Origin of the sequence: Mycobacterium florentinum (genome assembly GCF_010730355.1) — a bacterium.
Taxonomy (GTDB): Bacteria; Actinomycetota; Actinomycetes; order Mycobacteriales; family Mycobacteriaceae; genus Mycobacterium; species Mycobacterium florentinum.
This window is the reverse complement of record NZ_AP022576.1, coordinates 2,555,735-2,573,685: the sequence shown is the minus strand read 5'-3', so window position 1 is coordinate 2,573,685 and position 17,951 is coordinate 2,555,735. Positions and strand designations below refer to the sequence as shown.

16 protein-coding genes and 1 pseudogene are annotated in these 17,951 nt (G+C 62.0%); 6 read left to right on the top strand and 11 right to left on the bottom strand.

Going from position 1 to position 17,951, the window contains the following annotated elements; all coding sequences use genetic code 11:
* Positions 1 to 2: 2 nt before the first annotated feature.
* The 8 genes from G6N55_RS11995 to G6N55_RS11960 form a co-directional block, all read right to left on the bottom strand.
* Positions 3 to 1,580 (bottom strand): protein kinase family protein, encoded by a 1,578-nt coding sequence (locus G6N55_RS11995; RefSeq protein ID WP_163667327.1) that lies wholly within the window; start codon positions 1,578 to 1,580, stop codon positions 3 to 5.
* Between the two features lie 32 nt (positions 1,581 to 1,612).
* Positions 1,613 to 2,587, bottom strand: a complete 975-nt coding sequence (locus tag G6N55_RS11990) for a protein phosphatase 2C domain-containing protein (protein WP_085224406.1) — start codon at positions 2,585 to 2,587, stop codon at positions 1,613 to 1,615.
* A gap of 206 nt (positions 2,588 to 2,793) precedes the next feature.
* Positions 2,794 to 3,459 (bottom strand): vWA domain-containing protein, encoded by a 666-nt coding sequence (locus G6N55_RS11985; RefSeq protein WP_197747398.1) that lies wholly within the window; start codon positions 3,457 to 3,459, stop codon positions 2,794 to 2,796.
* A 226-nt stretch (positions 3,460 to 3,685) separates the two neighbouring features.
* On the bottom strand, positions 3,686 to 4,273 hold the full coding sequence (locus tag G6N55_RS11980) for a hypothetical protein (protein WP_139826981.1): 588 nt from the start codon (positions 4,271 to 4,273) through the stop codon (positions 3,686 to 3,688).
* Positions 4,274 to 4,645: 372 nt separating this feature from the next.
* Complete coding sequence (locus G6N55_RS11975) at positions 4,646 to 5,854, bottom strand: glycoside hydrolase family 3 N-terminal domain-containing protein (protein WP_085224404.1); 1,209 nt, start codon at positions 5,852 to 5,854, stop codon at positions 4,646 to 4,648.
* Positions 5,855 to 6,019: 165 nt separating this feature from the next.
* Positions 6,020 to 7,645, bottom strand: a complete 1,626-nt coding sequence (locus tag G6N55_RS11970; RefSeq protein WP_163667325.1) for a serine/threonine-protein kinase — start codon at positions 7,643 to 7,645, stop codon at positions 6,020 to 6,022.
* A gap of 80 nt (positions 7,646 to 7,725) precedes the next feature.
* Positions 7,726 to 8,391 carry a vWA domain-containing protein gene (locus G6N55_RS11965; protein WP_197747398.1) on the bottom strand — a complete coding sequence of 222 codons (666 nt, stop codon included), beginning with the start codon at positions 8,389 to 8,391 and terminating at the stop codon, positions 7,726 to 7,728.
* A 275-nt stretch (positions 8,392 to 8,666) separates the two neighbouring features.
* A complete protein-coding gene (locus G6N55_RS11960) occupies positions 8,667 to 9,248 on the bottom strand; it encodes a vWA domain-containing protein (RefSeq protein ID WP_085224057.1) in 582 nt (193 codons plus the stop codon).
* 326 nt (positions 9,249 to 9,574) lie between these two features.
* Between G6N55_RS11960 and G6N55_RS30350 the strand changes: the two are divergent.
* Together G6N55_RS30350 and G6N55_RS29785 are read left to right on the top strand one after the other, a co-directional pair.
* Positions 9,575 to 9,685 (top strand): annotated as a pseudogene (locus tag G6N55_RS30350) (DUF2510 domain-containing protein); the annotation flags it as partial.
* A gap of 195 nt (positions 9,686 to 9,880) precedes the next feature.
* Positions 9,881 to 10,300 carry an Rv0361 family membrane protein gene (locus tag G6N55_RS29785; RefSeq protein WP_232078984.1) on the top strand — a complete coding sequence of 140 codons (420 nt, stop codon included), beginning with the start codon at positions 9,881 to 9,883 and terminating at the stop codon, positions 10,298 to 10,300.
* 189 nt (positions 10,301 to 10,489) lie between these two features.
* Here the strand turns inward: G6N55_RS29785 and G6N55_RS11950 are convergent, their stop codons facing one another.
* Both G6N55_RS11950 and G6N55_RS11945 read right to left on the bottom strand, forming a co-directional pair.
* Positions 10,490 to 11,998, bottom strand: a complete 1,509-nt coding sequence (locus G6N55_RS11950; protein WP_163667319.1) for a DUF4189 domain-containing protein — start codon at positions 11,996 to 11,998, stop codon at positions 10,490 to 10,492.
* Positions 11,999 to 12,156: 158 nt separating this feature from the next.
* Complete coding sequence (locus tag G6N55_RS11945) at positions 12,157 to 12,303, bottom strand: hypothetical protein (protein ID WP_163667317.1); 147 nt, start codon at positions 12,301 to 12,303, stop codon at positions 12,157 to 12,159.
* Positions 12,304 to 12,726: 423 nt separating this feature from the next.
* On the opposite strand from G6N55_RS11945, the gene G6N55_RS11940 reads away from it, so the two are divergent.
* The 3 genes from G6N55_RS11940 (at position 12,727) to G6N55_RS29380 (ending at position 15,402) form a co-directional block, all read left to right on the top strand.
* The gene (locus G6N55_RS11940) at positions 12,727 to 13,365 is read left to right on the top strand and encodes a DUF2510 domain-containing protein (protein ID WP_139826798.1); all 639 of its coding nucleotides are present in this window, start codon (positions 12,727 to 12,729) and stop codon (positions 13,363 to 13,365) included.
* A gap of 282 nt (positions 13,366 to 13,647) precedes the next feature.
* A complete protein-coding gene (locus G6N55_RS11935) occupies positions 13,648 to 14,079 on the top strand; it encodes a DUF2510 domain-containing protein (RefSeq protein ID WP_085221746.1) in 432 nt (143 codons plus the stop codon).
* A gap of 504 nt (positions 14,080 to 14,583) precedes the next feature.
* Positions 14,584 to 15,402, top strand: a complete 819-nt coding sequence (locus G6N55_RS29380; RefSeq protein WP_169718487.1) for an NHL repeat-containing protein — start codon at positions 14,584 to 14,586, stop codon at positions 15,400 to 15,402.
* Between the two features lie 48 nt (positions 15,403 to 15,450).
* Here G6N55_RS29380 and G6N55_RS11920 read toward each other — a convergent pair whose 3' ends face one another.
* Positions 15,451 to 16,098: a chymotrypsin family serine protease gene (locus G6N55_RS11920; protein WP_372517565.1), complete on the bottom strand. Its 648-nt coding sequence runs from the start codon at positions 16,096 to 16,098 to the stop codon at positions 15,451 to 15,453.
* A 631-nt stretch (positions 16,099 to 16,729) separates the two neighbouring features.
* Here G6N55_RS11920 and G6N55_RS11915 point away from each other — a divergent pair.
* The gene (locus G6N55_RS11915; RefSeq protein ID WP_163667313.1) at positions 16,730 to 17,707 is read left to right on the top strand and encodes an NHL repeat-containing protein; all 978 of its coding nucleotides are present in this window, start codon (positions 16,730 to 16,732) and stop codon (positions 17,705 to 17,707) included.
* The last annotated feature ends 244 nt before the right edge of the window (positions 17,708 to 17,951 follow it).

Here is a 17,951-nt window from a genome sequence, read left to right as displayed (position 1 = left end):
GTTTAGAAGATGTAGACAACCGCATCGTTGCCGCCCCTGCAAGTGATCCAGTTGTCGCCGCTTTCGATTGAGCAGTACATGACGAAGTTGTTGCCGGAGCACTGAACATTCGGATGGCTCTGCTGGACAAAGGTGCACGCCACGGTGCCGGCCGCGACTACGCGTTGCGGGTCTGGTCCGGGTGTGGGATTAGTGTCCCAATACGCCCGCCCCACGGAGAACGCAAAGGCGCACGACGTTTTACCGCCGTTGGCCCCGTAGGACTTTGGTCCGACCCTGCCGCCCGGGTGGTTGGGCAGCGGCTCGCCATTCACACAGTTGGGGTCGCCGTTGAAGTCGGGCCCCGAAAGTAAATCGCTCGGCATGGAAAACGTGCGTGTCGCCGTCGTTGTCGGCGTTGGCGACGACGCGTAACTGGAATACGTGTCCGAGTAGCTGGAGGTGGTGGTCTGGGCGTTGAATGATGAATTGCTATTGCTGGGGCTGGACTTGAGCGCGTTGACCAGCACCACGGCCGCGATGATTACGACGGCGATGACGCCGGCCAGCGCCACGAACGGCCAGGCGTTCGTCGTGGAGCGCTGCGATGGGGGTGCGCTCATCGGTGGTGGCTGGCTGAACGGGGGCTGAGAGTATGCGGGGGATGCCACGGGCTGAGCGCGTTTGCCGCCTGCCGGTGGTCGCGAGTGCACGACCGGTGTCGGCGGGGGCTCTAGCGCAATGCTGGTGGATGCTGCTGCTGCAGTGAGTGTTTGGTGTTGAGCTTCCTCGACGGCGTGGCCGAGGACATAGGTCCATGCTTGAGGCAGGGGACGGGCTTCTGCTTGAGGTTTGAGTGTGTCGGTGATGATCTGACGCAGTAGGCTGGGGGTGCTCGTCGGCAGGTGTTGGGGGTTTTGGGTGTTCTGGTCACCGGCGAGCAGCCGGAGCGCCAGCAGCCCGAGCTTGTAGGTGTCGGAGTAGATGGTGGCCAGTTCCTCACCGGAAGGCACGCCCCATCCGGGCGTTTCGACTTGGCGCAGCGCCGAGGTTCCGTTGATGCGCATGGCGTCGCAGTCAATGAAGTAGATGGCCTCGCGAGGTTCAAGCGAAAACAACAGGTTCTTTGGTGAGATATCGCCGACGCACACGCCGTGTTCGTGCAGAAACGTCAACGTCGAGGCGACTTCGCGCAGCAGTGTATAGCGTTGTGCAACACTGATATTAATGCCGCGGGCTTCCAGTACCGTCGAGTGGTTCAGTAAGTGTTGGAACTCGGCCGTGGTGGTGGAGGTTCCTTTCGCCGTTGTCATCGGGATAAAGAACTGATCAGATATGGCGGGCATGACGAATCCCGTTGTCTTGCCACTGTCTTCGACGAGAGCACACGGCCACGCGGCGATCGAGACTAGTCGTTCGGCTTGGGCGTACGTCAGAGAGTCTTCGACTAGGGCCGGCATCGCGGCCAGCGCGGTGAAGTCGATTTCGGCTTGGGTCTGGGTTTTGTACTCCTTGTAGACCATCGACGTCGCGAACTTTGTCTTGACGTTGGGCGCGCGATAGACCACGCCCTGGCCGCCCTGCCCGATCTTGGTCAGCACACCCAGTTTGTCGCGCGCGATTACCTGCCCTGTCATTGAAGACCTTCCACTTGACTACGGGGGCGAGCCGCCTGGCGTGTCCCCGCTTGAGGCGGTGCTTCTCTCCTTGGCCATACCGCGACCAAAGTTCGGTCGTCGTCGAATGTTTCGCGGCTGAAGTCGACGGCGTGGGCGAACTCGATGAGGGAAGGCGGCGACGGCCTGCCTAACACCTCACGAAATAGGTTGCCCACTCCACCTTGTCCCGTTCCGAGGGGATCACCAATCCCGTCGGTGGCGATCAATAGCACGTCGTTGTATCCCATGTCGACCACGACCGGCGCCACTTCGGCTGGTACGCGAGGCAATCCCACCACGGCCGACGAGGCGATCCCGGAGGGAGAATCAGTCTTGCCGGCGAGCAACTCCATGTAGTGACCCGCGGATAGTAGCCATGCATCCGAATCACCGGCACTGATCAAGTGGGCGCGCACGGTATGCGCCCCGGTGGGCTCGATCACCGCGCAGACCAACGTGGTCGCGAGTTGTTCCTCGGCGCGGACGGGGTCCGGTGCGTCGAGGCCGAGGAGGGCCTGGGCGCGCTCGTTCAGTGCCCATGCGGTGCTCTTGAGTAGGGGCAGCCAATCGAAGTTCGCGAGGTCGTAGCGGAGGTTGGCGTGCAGCCAGTCGGCGGCTTGTTTCGTGGCAGTGCTCGCGCCGATATGCGATTGCGGCGCCGCCGAAACACCGTCGGCGACAACGACGATCACGCGGCCATCGGGCAGATTGTGCATCACGAAATCGTCCTGCCGCGGTGCGCCGTTGTAGCGGTGCAGATGCCCACGCTGCGATACCCCACGCACAGTCAGGTAGTCGTTGGACCAACCGTCGATTACCACGTCGGGGCGAAACGGCAGTGAACGATACTCGGGGGAGATCACGGATGGCTCGACACTCGGAGAGGGTGCACCAATCACGATCTGTGGGACCACGGCAGAACCGACGACTTCGGCGACGCCGCCCGGCATGCCAACTGCCGGTGAGCCCGTACTCGGTGGGGGCGGCGCAGGCGGGGGCGGCCCCGCCGGGGCAGGTGCGGGAGGAGGCGGCGGGGGCACCGGCACCGACCGGCCGCCCGTCCGACGCCGGTGTCGAGACCTCGCGGGATCCTCCTGATCGCGAGGTACTTTGTCCTTCCGCCTGTGCGGGAACGAGGCCATGGTGGCGGGTGTGGTTAGACGATGTCGACGGCGAGGGTGAAGCCTTCTGGCTTTTCGAATTGCAGTTCTGCTGAGCCCGAGGCGAGGGCTTGTCCGGAGCTGATGACCGATTGGGTCAGGGAGGTGAGGAATTCGGAGATCGCCGCGCCGGTGTCGACGCCGCGGGCGGCGACGAACGCGAAGTGGGGTTTGGTGGCCAGCTCGCTGACGGTGGCTGCGTCGGCGTCTCCGATGCCGAAGGCCAAGATGTTGGGGGCCGCGGGCTGGGCGAGCAGTCGGGCGCGTACTGCGCGCCAGTCTTCGTTGCCGTTGGGCAGGCCGTCGGTCAAGAAGAACACCGCGGGCCGGTGCACGGTGTAGCCCTGGGCTTTGAGGCTGGGGACATCGACGCTGATGCGGTAGGACAGTTGGTCGAAGGCTGCGGCATAGGAGGTCAGGCTTTGCGCTGTTAGCACCGGCATGCCTTGCAGGAAGCGCAGATCGGCGGGTTCGAGGTAGGTGAAGGCGGTGTCGGAGAACCCGATCACCGAGAGTCGGACTTTGGCTGCGGCGAATGATTCTCGTTGTAGGGCGTCGTGCAGTGAGGCCAGGCCGTCGTTGAGGTCGCCGATATTGTGGCCCATGGAGCCAGACTCGTCGGCGACGAAATAGACCAGCAGAATCGATCCCTTAGGTTCCACCGCTACACACCCACTCTCACCGAACAATTAGGGTCAAGCACCACATTCGCTTGACCCGGGCCGTCAAAGTGTACTGCCCGAATCGCACACCCGAAACTTTTTCGCAAGCTTTGGCAACGCAAGATTTGGTGCCATACCAGCGAGGCCGGCCGGGTGCCCGTCATGCTCCGATAGCGTGAGCCCGAACCCTTGTAAATTTCTTGTCGCGGATCCGGGCCACGCCCCGTCAGCGGCCGCATTGGCCGTGCGGCAGTATGTCAATGCGCTCCTTCAGCCAACCAGCGATCTTGTCGAGATCGGCGGTGCCGTCGTCGAATGATCCCGATGTGGGCTCCACCGCCACCGCGACAACGCTGACGGCGCCGGACGACGGGTTCGTGATAAAGCCGAATTGCCGGACCAGGTATTTTCGTTCCGTCGAAGGCCCCCAGCCACCCTTGAACGCGGTGTTGGGGATCTGACCTAATCCCCATCGTTGGTTCTGCTCGATTTGGCCCATCAGCTCGCGTACCGGCGCATCTCGCGCATCGCATGCCATAAAGGCGGCAAAGCGCACTTGATCCGCTAATGGCCATTTCGTTTGCCCAAAAGCCGTGAACTCGGGCCGAATCCGCTGCGACTCCACGGTGGTGTGGTCGCCCGCTTCGACGAGAACGTTTTCGACCGTTCGAGCCGCTTCCGCCGGCTTGCCAAGGCCTTCCCAGATCGATTCGGCCGCGTCGTTGTCGGACTTGGTGATGGCGGAGGTCATCGCGTCGGTGATGTCACCGTGGCCCGGTTGGCGTAGGGCGGCAACGACCAACGGGATCTTCATGGTTGACCACGCCGGTCCGATCGACCATTGGCCCAAGACAATTGGTGCGTTCCCATCCCCGGCAGGCGCGATCGCTATTCCGACTGAGCCGTCGATCTCGCTTTGCAGCTTGGCGAATTCCGCTTTCAACGTGGCCGAGTCAGGGCTACCGGGAGTGACATTGGCCACCAGGGGAGGGGTCTGTGTCTGTGTTCCGGTGGATTGGGTCTGGGTCGGGCTTGCCGAAGTTTGAGCCGCGTTCGCAGGGCGGCCGGGCGGATTGCTGCCGGTCAGCCTGATCGCGACAACGACACCTGCGGCGACGATAATGACAGCGGCGGCTGCCCCGATGATGGCGTACTGTCTGCGCCTCAGCCTAGGACTCATCTGCCGCTAACCACCACAATGAGAGTTGAAGGCCGCCTTCGCCTTTGCCATCCGCTGCGCGGAAGCCTCGATGCTGGTGATACTCAGCTCCTGGGCCGCCACGGCCTGCTCCAACTTGTTCAACACAGCCGGTACTTGGGTGGTACTCATCCACAGCGCGACGTCTTCGCCTGCCTGCAGGGCCTTCAAGACCGCGTCGGAGACCATGTATTGATCGGTGATCGCTTTCATCGTCGACAAATCGTCGGTGAAGATTGGGCCGTCGAAAGGCGGTCCTCCGTACCCGGTTCCGTTGCGCAACAACGCAACCACTTCCGGGCTCAGGCTTGCCTGGTCAGTTTCGGTCAAGCCGGGAACTCGCATGTGGCCGATCATCACACCCACCGGTGTTTGGGTCACCAGGGTCTGGTAGGGCACGAGGTCCAGATCCTTTAGCGCGCTGAACGGCGGAGTGGTCACTCCATTTTGGTGTGAGTCTCCGGACGCGCGACCGTGTCCGGGAAAGTGCTTCAGCACCGGTAGGACCCCGGCATCGCGCAGACCCTTCGCGTAGGCGCCGGCGAATCGCGTGACCTCCGCAGGAATGTCGCCGAACGACCTGTCGCCGATCACCGTGTCGTCGGGTGCGTCGGTGATGTCGACGACCGGCGCGAAATCGATGGTGATGCCGAAGCCGCGCATCTGGCGGCCGCGCGCTAAGGCAAGTTGGTAGACCTCATCGGGTGTGTCCGTTTGGGCCAGCACCCTGGCTGAAGGCGCGGGCTTCATGATCGAGCGCAGCCGCTGCACCCGGCCGCCCTCCTCGTCGACGCTGACTGCGAGTCCCAGCGGTTCCGCCGAGGCGCCGATGGCGGTCAGCGACCCGTCGGTCAACATCGACAGATTGGTGTAGCTGCCGATGAAGATGCCCCCGACGTGTTGCTCGGCGATGACTCTGCGTGCGTCGTCCGCGTCGGTCACTCCGACCATCAACAGCTGCGCTAGCTTGTCGCGGGTCGACAGCGAGTGCACCAACGCGGCGGTGTCCGGGCAGCCCGGCGGCAACGAGGGCGCCGCGGCGGCCGGGCTGGGCGCCGCCACCGAAATCGTTGCGCGAGCATGGTTTTGGCTGCCGGTATGCCACGGGAGCAGCTGGCGGACGGCGCCTATCTGAAGGACCGCGAACGTGCCGCCGGCGACCAAGGCCACGGCAAGGGTGGCCGCGGCGGTGAGCATCGGCCACCGCAATAGCAGGGCACGCGTTCGAGCTTGGCTGCTCTCGCGCTGAGCTGCCGGGGTCAGGTCTGACGCCGCGGTGGCGTCGTTCGCGGGTTCTTCGGGGCGCAACGGCTGGTTTGATCGCGGTAGGTCATCGGTCATTGCGGATCGCCATCAATCCTTCTATCCGTGCGTGCCATAGCGGCCCGCAGTTTTGCTGACGATCTGGGCGCTGCAATGATCCTTGTCCAATCCCTTGCCGGCACACCAGTTCAGCACACTGCTCGGGCTTGGGAAGGTCAGCGGCACGATGGTTACCCAGAAGTTGGGGCCGTCCCAGTTGCTCCAGTCGCCCGACCATGCAAGTCTGGCGTCATACAGCTGGCGGAGCCGCTGGTAGTCCTGCAGGATCAACTGGTCGCTGTCGTACGTCACGCCGTCTTCGCTGTCGTAGGTCCATGGTGGTACACCAAGCTTGGAACTGAGCTGTGGGACCCAGTGGTCGGCAAGGTTCGAGACGATGTAGGGCTGATCTTGAGCGGCGAGCTGCTGCAGCTGCTGGTGGGGATCGGGTGGTGGCGTGTAGGCGGATGTGGGTGTGTTGGCGTAAACCGGCTCCGTCGCTGCGTTTGTTTGTGTGTTCGTCCCCGGGGCACTCGCAGTCGAAACGTTGTTGCTATTTTTCTGCGCTATCAGCGCCACTACGACGACGACCACGATCGCGGCGGCCGCCGCGAGCCCTATCACGAGCCCTAGGCGGGACGAAGACTGAGACGGTGCACTGGTTGGCGGCTGCGACCAGCCGATCGACGGTTGGTGATACGGCGCCGCCGCGGGTGGTCGGGAATGCGGGGTGGATCCCGATGGCCGGGAGTGCACGACGGGTGCTGGTGGTGGTTCCAATGGCGCGCTGACTGGTGCGGAAACTGCTGCCGCCGTTTTCTTTTGGTGTTGCGCTTCTTCGATGGCGTGTCCTAGAACGTACGTCCAGGCTTCGGGTAGCGGTCGTTGTTCTGGCTCGGGTTTCAGTGTGTCGGTGATGATTTGGCGCAGCATGCTCGGTGTGGTCGGCGGAAGGTGTTGGGGGTTTTTGGTGTCTTGGTCACCGGCGAGCAGTCTTAGCGCCAACAGGCCGAGTTTGTAGGTGTCGGAAAAGACGGTGGCCAGTTCTTCGCCCGAGGGAATCGCCCAGCCGGGGGTTTCCACCTGGGGGAGGGCTGAAACGGTGTTGATGCGCATGGCATCACAGTCGATGAAGTAGGCGGCTTCGTGTGGGGTGAGTGAGAACAGCAGGTTCTTCGGCGAGATGTCGCCGACGCAGACGCCTTGTTTGTGTAGGAATGCCAGTGCGGAGGCGACCTCGCGCAGCAGCGTATAGCGTTGCGCGTCATCGATGTTGATGCCACGGGCGGCCAGAACAAATGAGTGGTTGAGTAGGTGCTGGAATTCGGCGGTGGTGTTCGAGGTTCCCTTGGCGGTTTGCAGCGGGACGAAGAATCGGTCAGGAATGGCGGGCATGACGAATCCGGTTGGCTTTCCAGCGTCTTCGACGAGTGCACAAGGCCAGGCGGCGATCGAGACCAGGCGTTCGGCCTGCGAGTAGGTCAGGGAGTCTTCGACCAGGGCGGGCATCGCGGCCAATGCGGTGAAGTCGATTTCGGCGCGGGTCTGGGTCTTGTATTCCTTGTAGACCATCGAGTCGGCGAACTTGGTCTTTACATTTGGTGCGCCATACACCACGCCTTGGCCGCCTTGGCCGATCTTGGTTAACGCACCCAGCTTGTCGCGTTGGATCAATTGTGCCGTCATCGCAGTCCTTCCGCGTCACGGGGTGATCCGCACCATCGCTGCGATCTCTTGACCAGATTCATGTCGTCGGCCTCGTGTGGTTAGACGATGTCGACGGCGAGGGTGAAGCCCTCCGGCTTTTCGAATTGCAGTTCTGCTGAGCCCGAGGCGAGGGCTTGTCCGGAGCTGATGACCGATTGGGTCAGGGAGGTGAGGAATTCGGAGATCGCCGCGCCGGTGTCGACGCCGCGGGCGGCGACGAACGCGAAGTGGGGTTTGGTGGCCAGCTCGCTGACGGTGGCTGCGTCGGCGTCTCCGATGCCGAAGGCCAAGATGTTGGGGGCCGCGGGCTGGGCGAGCAGTCGGGCGCGTACTGCGCGCCAGTCTTCGTTGCCGTTGGGCAGGCCGTCGGTCAAGAAGAACACCGCGGGCCGGTGCACGGTGTAGCCCTGGGCTTTGAGGCTGGGGACATCGACGCTGATGCGGTAGGACAGTTGGTCGAAGGCTGCGGCATAGGAGGTCAGGCTTTGCGCTGTTAGCACCGGCATGCCTTGCAGGAAGCGCAGATCGGCGGGTTCGAGGTAGGTGAAGGCGGTGTCGGAGAACCCGATCACCGAGAGTCGGACTTTGGCTGCGGCGAATGATTCTCGTTGTAGGGCGTCGTGCAGTGAGGCCAGGCCGTCGTTGAGGTCGCCGATATTGTGGCCCATGGAGCCAGACTCGTCGGCGACGAAATAGACCAGCAGAATCGATCCCTTAGGTTCCACCGCTAGACACCCACTCTCACCGAACAATTAGGGTCAAGCACCACATTCGCTTGACCCGGGCCGTCAAAGTGTACTGCTCCACTCCCACAGCCGAAACTTTTTCGCACGCAATAGCGCTGAATAGTTCTTTCGGGACACTGAAGCGGCCAACCGGGGTGGTGCCGTCATGCTGATTCTCCCGAGGGCTAAGCGATCGACGTTGCGGATTGGGGCTAGGTTGCGCCGCTGTCCTTGAAAGATTCTTGTCGAGGACCTCGGTGGTTGACGGGTCTGGTCTAAACCACTGATTGGGTCAGTGCGGTCAGGAACTCTGAAATGGCCGTGACAGCGTCCACCCCGCGGGCGGCGACGAATGCGAAGTGGGGTTTGGTGGCCAATTGGGCGACCGTGGCTGCATCGGCATCGGCAATGCCGAAGGCCAGGATGTTGGGGGCCGCGGGTTGGGCGAGCAGCTTAGCCCGACGTGATCGCCAGTCCTCGTGTCCGTCGGGTAGGCCTGCAGTGAGGAGGAAGACAGCCGGGCGGTGTACGGCGTAGCCCTGGGCTTTGAGGCTGGGGACGTCGACGCTGATGCGGTAGCTCAGTTGGTCGAAGGCAGCGGCGTAGGAGTTGCGGCCCTGGGCCGTTAGGACCGGCATGCATTGCAGGAAGCGCAGATCGGTGGGTTCGAGGTAGGTGAAGGCGGTGTCGGAGAACCCGATGACCGAGAGTCGGACTTTGGCTGCGGCGAATGATTCTCGTTGTAGGGCGTCGTGCAGTGAGGCCAGGCCGTCGTTGAGGTCGCCGATATTGTGGCCCATGGAGCCAGACTCGTCGGCGACGAAATAGACCAGCAGAATCGATCCCTTAGGTTCCACCGCAACACACCCACTCTCGCTGCATCATGTCGCCATTCCAGGTGGCCGCTGAGGGCTCATTGGCTGCATTGGCCGGCGTGCGCAACATGACATCGAGGAGCCAGCCACTTCCAAGTGACAGTTCGGAATTGCTCTCGAGCCAACGCGCGTTGCCACCAGCCGACGATACGACGGTTCTCTAATGGCTGGGGTGGATCATGCATTTCGGTGCGGATCGCGGCAATCCTTGCCGGACGCCGAGCGGAAGACAATGATGACGCGACATATCACCGAGTTGGACACGCACCGCCACGCTCCATTTGCCTTCGGCGGGCGCCGTTCAGCGAATGAGAGGTCTGGCTATGACGACACCTGACCAGGCGGGCTGGTACGACGACCCTCAAGAACCGAATGCACTGCGCTACTGGGACGGTCAGGGCTGGACACCGCACCGTGAGCGAAAGCCGGTGTCGCGGCGCGCACCTCAGCCGGTCGTGCCTCCACCCCCGCCGCCAGTTTCGTCGCCCCCCTCGGTTTCACCGCCTCCGCCCGGGGCGGGGCAACCCCAGTGGCCCGCGCCAGCTGCCCCAGCGGGACAAGCCCCGGGGCCATCGTCAACTGTCCCAGCGGCGCGGCGATCCCGGGCCCCACTCATGATCGTTGCGGCCATCGCTGTCGTAGCGGTCTTAGCCGTCGCTGGAGTATTTGGCTACAAGTACTTCATCGCGGGCAAATCGGACGAGGAGCAGATCACAGCTCTCGTCGCCACCTTCGCCACCGACTTCAACAACGCAGATGGCGCAGGAATTGACTCACTAATTTGCGGTGGTAAAACGAAATTGTCCGGCGTCGGCGGGGCTTTTGCCGCGGCCTACACCAGCGACGGTCTACGCGGCATACTCGACGAGAACGGGGCCGTCTCGATGTCGGTGGCCAACATCCGCGTCAACGGAAACCACGCCACGGCTCAGGTGACTTCCACGTGGTCTAAGTCGCCAACCAGCCCCAGCACCGAGTCCAGTTCCTTCGCGAAAGAGAACGGCAACTGGACAATTTGCGACGCTTCCAGCTGACCCCATTTGGCCGGCTCAACAGCGCGGACTGTGCTGGTCCAGCGCGGCCGGTACCTCAGCGGAACGGATCCACGGCGCAATGTCCAGACCGGCCTGCAGTGCTTTCCAACACTTCTCGACAATCCTGGAGTGGTGGGTGCCCGCCTTCATGGTCGGCAGATCCGTCGCTTCGCAGACTGGTTGTGGGGTTCACGCGCAAGCCCACGCCAAAACCCGCCCGCCTCCAGACTTGTTGGAAGCATTGTTTTGAGCGTCAACCCGAGTGGATCCGTTTGCGCCCCATATAGTCCCGTCACGGCCCTTAGCGATTGCCACGCAGCCGTTTCGGCTCCATGCATTCCAAAAGCAGGGAATTGCGGGATTGGACTGTTTGCATTTTCCAACCGCCTTCGCCACGGCGTCATCTTGTGAGACGTCAGATGTTGCCCAACCCCATCCGTCCGGCTGTGCGCTGGCGATCGCGACGTACATGTCTGGGGGAGGGGGCGGTGGTGCCGGCGGCGGTGGCGGCGCGACGGTTGTTGGCTCCAAAGTTTGTGTAGGCGAAGGTATTTGGCTGGTGGTGTAAGTCGGCGTTGTCGTCGGAAGTGAGGAAGCAGTAACCGGCGGAGCGTAGGGCGGTTGGGTGGTCGATGCCGAATTCGTGTGATTATTGACGTTGGCGACGATCGCGACAATGATTGCAACGACTGCGACGGCCGCGATGGCGATGACGAGTCCAACGTTGCTCTTGCTTGACACCGGCGTGCTCGGAGTCGGTACTGGCGGCGGGGTGGATTGCGATACGGATATCGCGGGTTGAGGACCCGTCCGGGCTCCAGATGGTCTGGAGTGGACGACGGGCACGGGTGGCGGTTCGAGTGCGGTGTCTACCGATGTCGAAGCCGCGGAGGCGAGCTTCTTTTGGTGTTGCGCTTCTTCGATGGCGTGTCCTAGAACGTACGTCCAGGCTTCGGGTAGCGGTCGTTGTTCTGGCTCGGGTTTCAGTGTGTCGGTGATGATTTGGCGCAGCATGCTCGGTGTGGTCGGCGGAAGGTGTTGGGGGTTTTTGGTGTCTTGGTCACCGGCGAGCAGTCTTAGCGCCAACAGGCCGAGTTTGTAGGTGTCGGAAAAGACGGTGGCCAGTTCTTCGCCCGAGGGAATCGCCCAGCCGGGGGTTTCCACCTGGGGGAGGGCTGAAACGGTGTTGATGCGCATGGCATCACAGTCGATGAAGTAGGCGGCTTCGTGTGGGGTGAGTGAGAACAGCAGGTTCTTCGGCGAGATGTCGCCGACGCAGACGCCTTGTTTGTGTAGGAATGCCAGTGCGGAGGCGACCTCGCGCAGCAGCGTATAGCGTTGCGCGTCATCGATGTTGATGCCACGGGCGGCCAGAACAAATGAGTGGTTGAGTAGGTGCTGGAATTCGGCGGTGGTGTTCGAGGTTCCCTTGGCGGTTTGCAGCGGGACGAAGAATCGGTCAGGAATGGCGGGCATGACGAATCCGGTTGGCTTTCCAGCGTCTTCGACGAGTGCACAAGGCCAGGCGGCGATCGAGACCAGGCGTTCGGCCTGCGAGTAGGTCAGGGAGTCTTCGACCAGGGCGGGCATCGCGGCCAATGCGGTGAAGTCGATTTCGGCGCGGGTCTGGGTCTTGTATTCCTTGTAGACCATCGAGTCGGCGAACTTGGTCTTTACATTTGGTGCGGCGTAGACCACGCCCTGGCCGCCCTGGCCGATCTTGGTCAGAGCACCCAGCTTGTCACGCGCGATCGTTTGAGCCGTGATCTCAATCCTCCTGCCGCGCAGGCTGACTTGAGTCGCCAGATTGCACCGACGTCGTGAGGGACACCATCAGCGTGTGTGGGCGGGTGTGGTTAGACGATGTCGACGGCGAGGGTGAAGCCCTCCGGCTTTTCGAATTGCAGTTCTGCTGAGCACGAGGCGAGGGCTTGTCCGGAGCTGATGACCGATTGGGTCAGGGAGGTGAGGCTGTCGTTGAGGTCGCCGATATTGTGGCTCATGGAGCCAGACTCGTCGGCGACGAAATAGACCGGGAGAATCGATCCTTTAGGTTCCACCGCTACACACCCACTCTCACCGAACAATTAGGGTCAAGCACCACATTCGCTTGACCCGGGCCGTCAAAGTGTACTGCCCGAATCGCACACCCGAAACTTTTTCGCAAGCTTTGGCAACGCAAGATTTGGTGCCATACCAGCGAGGCCGGCCGGGTGCCCGTCATGCTCCGATAGCGTGAGCCCGAACCCTTGTAAATTTCTTGTCGCGGATCGGCGTCGCGCCGCCCCGGTGTTGGGAGATCACTTCACTATTCGCAATTCGGAGCCGGGGAATTGTTGATAAGCCCGAAATCGTGCGGCATCCGCGGCTCGCAGGGAGTATCCTCCCTGCGAACGAGTGCAGTTCAGCGCAGGGAGGACCTTCGCATGTCGATGCCCGATCAGCCAGGTTGGTTCGACGATCCAGACGACCCGAACGCCCAGCGTTACTGGGACGGCCAAGCCTGGACACCGCACCGTCAGCGCAAGCCGACTGGTTCGGCCGCGCGACCACCGGTCATGCCCGCGCCGCCGCAGCAACCTCCAGTCCTGCCCGGGCCGCTCCCGCCGCCGTCGCCCCAGCCCGGCTATGCGGCTGCCGCACCGCAGTACGGGATGGGTGACCCGACCCAACAACCGCTTCCCCAACAGTGGCCGACCGCTAGTCCACAATTTCAAGGCGGGGGCACCCAAATTCCTCAGCAGGCTGGGATAACCCAGGATCAGCTTCGCGCCGCGATGGCCGAGAATCGCTCGGTCTGGGTCACGAACGCCCTGGCTGTATATGCGCTCGCTGTTGGCATTATCAGCGTCCTGTGCGACTTCCTGTGTGGGGTCGGCACCGCCACGTCGGTGTTAGGCCTGATCATCGGATACCTCGCGTTCAACAAGAGCAAGACGACCGGGGCGGGCAAGGGGCTGGCTCTGAGCGCTCTCATTATTAATGGCTGCGCATTCGCCTTCGGCATAATCATCTGGTTGGTGCTCTTCGGTGGCATGGCGTCACTGGGAGGATCGTCGTCATGAAGAGCTCACCGGCGCCGCAGTATTTGGCTGAGTGCCGACAGTCTGTCGCCGCAACGAGCTAGCCATCTCTACGAAGATGACAGTCGCTTAAGGGATCTCGGATGTTTGCGGTCCGATCGGTGATCGCTGTGGTGGCATAGTTTGCGCGACCGGTTGTTTCCGGCTGATTTTCGAGCAACCCTCTGACAGGCCGAGCGCCGGCCATCGCGACAACCTTCAAGAATCCTGCAAGGCGTAGCCACCAACGTTGTCGTCACCCATCTTCGAGAGAAAGCGGAGAACATGACGAGTCAACAGCCAGCGGCAGGCTGGTATTCAGATCCGAACGGTGGACCCGGCCAGATGTACTGGGACGGCCAGCAATGGTCCTCCACTACACCCGCCGATTTGCAGCAGGCTGGGATAACCCAGGATCAGCTTCGCGCCGCGATGGCCGAGAATCGCTCGGTCTGGGTCACGAACGCCCTGGCTGTATATGCGCTCGCTGTTGGCATTATCAGCGTCCTGTGCGACTTCCTGTGTGGGGTCGGCACCGCCACGTCGGTGTTAGGCCTGATCATCGGATACCTCGCGTTCAACAAGAGCAAGACGACCGGGGCGGGCAAGGGGCTGGCTCTGAGCGCTCTCATTATTAATGGCTGCGCATTCGCCTTCGGCATAATCATCTGGTTGGTGCTCTTCGGTGGCATGGCGTCACTGGGAGGATCGTCATGACGACATCCATGACGACGCAAGATGTTTAGCCCGCCCTCTATGATTGCGCAGGCAGAAACCGTTGTACTACAACATATTTAACGCCGACGTTGGTGTCGACAGGGTTTGCCCCGTTGGTCGGCGCAGCCGTCGACGCATGGGCGACCTCCGTGCTCATCACTGCATCGGGCGGCACGTCGGTAATCTCCGTAGCGAGAATTAGCCGAAACTCGGAATCGTTGTTTCTGGTGATTGAGATGGACAGAGAATAAGGTCCCCTTCATGAACTTTCCTCGTTGCGCGCGTCGTTCGGTAGGTGTCACGGCGGCCGTCGCGGTCATTTTGTTGGGTGCGATGACGGCGGCCTGCGGAAATAAGGGCACCACTACTCCCGGTGGCGGCACCTCGGCGACTAATCCCGGAAGTAGCGCCACATCGAATTCGCCCGCGACAGCGGCGACAAGTGGAACTCCGAGTTCGGTGCAACCCTCGCAGTCCTCTACAGCCGCTGGATCGGCCATAGTAATGCCCTTCACCGGCCTCGATCGTCCCGCGGGTGTCGCGGTCGACGTCAACGGTGCCGTCTACGTGACCGACAGTGGCAACAACCGGGTGGTGAGATTGGCGCCGAACTCGCCCACCCAGTCCGTGCCGCCGTTTACGGGGCTTAACAATCCTGTCGGTATTTCGGCGCAGAACTACGGCGACCTTTTCGTCTCCGACGCCAACAACGACCGGATGTTATGGGATAGGGCCCCCCAGTCCACGCCTACCCCGCCGTGGCAGTCCTCTTCGAACAACACCGAGTGGCTCGGGCCATTTACCGGTCTCCAGTCCCCGCAGGGCGCCCTGATTTATTCGGGCAGCTATTTCATCGTCGACAGCGGTAACAATCGGGTACTGACATGGCGTACCGGGACCAACGTCCCCTCCGTGGTGCCCTTCAACGGCCTAAGCAGCCCGGATGGTGTTTCGGTCGTGAATAGGGGGTTCTTCGACGTCTACGTTGCCGATACCGGCAACAATCGGGTGGTGAATGTGTCGGCGCAGAGCAACGGCAACCAGCAGCAGACTGTGCTGTCGTTCTCCGGCCTTAACAGCCCGCACGGTGTGGCGGCGGATCAAAACGCGGTGGGCACTGTCTACGTCACCGACAGCGGTAACAACCGGGTGCTGAAATTTAAGACCGACCCCAACACAAAGATGGTCAGCCAGTCCATCCTGCCTTTCGCCGGCCTCAACAATCCGCGCGGTATCGCGTTGGACACCCAGGGCAACCTGTACGTAGTCGACACTGGCAACAACAGGGTATTGAAACTGGAGAAATCCTTTGTGGCACAGTGATTTTGCGAAAATCGCGGCGAGTTCGGCCCTTTGACGTAACGGTTTGCCCTACTGCGTCCAAACCTTGAAGTCCTCGCCCCAAATGCCGCCGTTGGCCCGGATCATGTCCAGCAGTGCTTGGATCGGCTGGGCTTGACTGCCGGCGTCACCCCCCGCCCATTCCTGATCACTACTCGATCCGATCCCGACGAGCCTGTCTTCGCTGGTGTACCACGGGCAACCGGAGTCGCCGGGTAGCTGCACCATGTTCGACGAAAGCAAAGCCATATCAGGCCGTTTGGGATCGTAGCGAAAGCTCTTCACAACACCGTTGGTCTTGCCCGTGCGTTGACCGAACTTGGAGATGGAATCACCGTCGTTGACTGAGGAGCTGACGCCGGTGAAGAAAGGTTCGAGCGAAAACCGTTTGTACACAAGGACGACCGTGTATCCGCGTGCACCGGTCAGCTTGCCCGACGCGCCCTCCTGGGCGTCTTGCTTCCAGGCGACGACATGCCCAATCCTGACGCCATTGTCGGCGTAGACCGGCTCGTCGGGCACTGAGTCCGAACAATGCCCCGCGGTCACCGCCAGTCGGTCCTGTCGAGCGTTGAACCCGAAGAAACCAAGCGAGCAGCCATGGTGGCCGATGTTGATCGGCATTCCCACGGCCAGGTCGACGTTTGCCGCGGCGGGCGGGGCGATGGCCAACGCCACGAGGTGTGGCAAAGCGACGACCGCGCTGAGCGTTCCCAACAGTCCGCGTGTTGTCATCCACGGGAAGTCCCGACTGTTGCGGCTTTTGGGCCGTTGCTGTGAGCGCTGATTCATTGTCGGATTCCTTCCCCCGGACAATGCGTGGGCTTTGCACCGATTGCCTAATCGGAGCCATTGCGGCCGGTGCCATGAGGATCGAGCCGACGTCTTGTGAGATTCTTGCGGGGCTCATCGCCCGGACTGCGTGTGATTTATCGCAGTCGGTGTGCGCGCGGAATCCGCGACTATCTCCTCAGGATGCTGTAGTTCAGTGGACGCATTGGAGGGCTTATTGGAGTCGCGGTTGCGGGTGATGTAAAGCAATGCGCTTGGCCGATATCTCAAGTATCGTGCTTGCAGCGTCGGGCGCTTTCGTTTATGGAGGCTTGAGTGCAGGGCACGCATTTGAACACTGTCGAGCATGGCGCGACAAGAATCTTTCAAGGTGTTTGCGTCAGCGTTGCCATGAGACGACCGGGATTAGCGAGCCGATCGGGATGACACCGCGGACCCCGACCCCGGCAATCTTCTCCGAGGGAGCAAGGAGATGACGACTCCAGAACCGGTCGACCGTTCGAAGTCCACGTTTGCGATGAAGTTTGCGTTGATCGCCGCGGTGGTCGGGTTCGTGGCCATTGTCGGATTCATTGGTTATCTCCTTTGGCCTCAACGATCCACGGAATCCAGACCGCCTTTGGCGCCAACCACGCATTCCGCAACCCCCTCGCCGCAGACCCCGCCAACCGCCGCGGCTGCGGTGCAAACCGCAGCCCCTCGGACGCAGACCCTGCTGCCTTTCACCGGGGTGGCCCCCCTCGGGGTAGCGGTGGACTCCGCGGGCAACGTCTACGTCACCGACGGCGCCAACAATCGGGTACTTAAGCTGACGTCGGGCGCGACGACACCAAAGGTGTTGCCGTTCAACGGCCTTAACTATCCCGACGGCGTGGCGGTGGACTCCGCGGGCAATGTCTACGTCGTCGATGGGTCCAATTCTCGAGTAGTGAAGCTGGCGGCTGCGTCTGGCAGCCAGACCGTGCTGCCGTTCACCGACCTTAGAAGCCCGTCCGGGGTGGCGGTCGATGCGGCCGGCAACCTCTACGTCAGCTGCTGGGTCGATGATTCCAACACCGGAGTCCGAATGCTCACGGCGGGCTCCAACGCTCAGAGCGTCCTGCCGTTCGGACCCCTCCATGGCAGGGCCGAAGTGGCAGTGGACGGCGCGGGCGATGTCTATGTCGTCAGCGCTGGCGGATCGCTGCTGAAACTGGCCGCGGGCTCCAGTACTCCAACGACGCTGCCACTTACGGGCATTGTCCAAACCCCGTCCGGTGTCGCGGTAGACGCTGCCGGAAACCTCTACGTCACGGGTTATGGCAGTTGGGGCCTCGGGGTGATGGAACTGCCGTCAGGCTCGGCAACCCCGACCGTACTGCCAACTCATGATGTCTACAGCCCCTATGGTGTGGCGGCGGACGGCGCGGGCGCCGTCTACGTCAGCATGAATGAGGACTGCCATATATGTTCCGGCGACGAGCACCATCGGGTCTGGAAACTGGCGGGCGGGTGAAGGCTCAGATCGCAGCCAAAGCACCTACGAGATAACGGAATCCGAACCATGCGTGGACGTGGGTACCTTTCAAGAATGCTGCAAGACGTCCGCTGCAGCCTTGACATAGTCGGCCACGGCTGCCGGTGTCGCGATCGGTCGAAGTTACCACTGGCCCACGAACATGTTCCTCGAAAGGAATCAGCCATGAGCAAAGTTTGGCGCGGCCAGCCGTCGATGAGGCGCTACGACCCTGAAAGTGATC

Bases quoted from the DNA above. Each gene is read 5' to 3' on its own strand.
- G6N55_RS11990 (WP_085224406.1), bottom strand. From the start codon at position 2,587: ATGCCGGGCGGCGTCGCCGAAGTCGTCGGTTCTGCCGTGGTCCCACAG.
- G6N55_RS11980 (WP_139826981.1), bottom strand. From the start codon at position 4,273: ATGAAGATCCCGTTGGTCGTTGCCGCCCTACGCCAACCGGGCCACGGT.
- G6N55_RS11975 (WP_085224404.1), bottom strand. From the start codon at position 5,854: ATGCTCACCGCCGCGGCCACCCTTGCCGTGGCCTTGGTCGCCGGCGGC.
- G6N55_RS11970 (WP_163667325.1), bottom strand. From the start codon at position 7,645: ATGACGGCACAATTGATCCAACGCGACAAGCTGGGTGCGTTAACCAAG.
- G6N55_RS29785 (WP_232078984.1), top strand. From the start codon at position 9,881: ATGATCGTTGCGGCCATCGCTGTCGTAGCGGTCTTAGCCGTCGCTGGA.
- G6N55_RS11945 (WP_163667317.1), bottom strand. From the start codon at position 12,303: ATGAGCCACAATATCGGCGACCTCAACGACAGCCTCACCTCCCTGACC.
- G6N55_RS11940 (WP_139826798.1), top strand. From the start codon at position 12,727: ATGTCGATGCCCGATCAGCCAGGTTGGTTCGACGATCCAGACGACCCG.
- G6N55_RS11935 (WP_085221746.1), top strand. From the start codon at position 13,648: ATGACGAGTCAACAGCCAGCGGCAGGCTGGTATTCAGATCCGAACGGT.
- G6N55_RS29380 (WP_169718487.1), top strand. From the start codon at position 14,584: ATGCCCTTCACCGGCCTCGATCGTCCCGCGGGTGTCGCGGTCGACGTC.
- G6N55_RS11915 (WP_163667313.1), top strand. From the start codon at position 16,730: ATGAAGTTTGCGTTGATCGCCGCGGTGGTCGGGTTCGTGGCCATTGTC.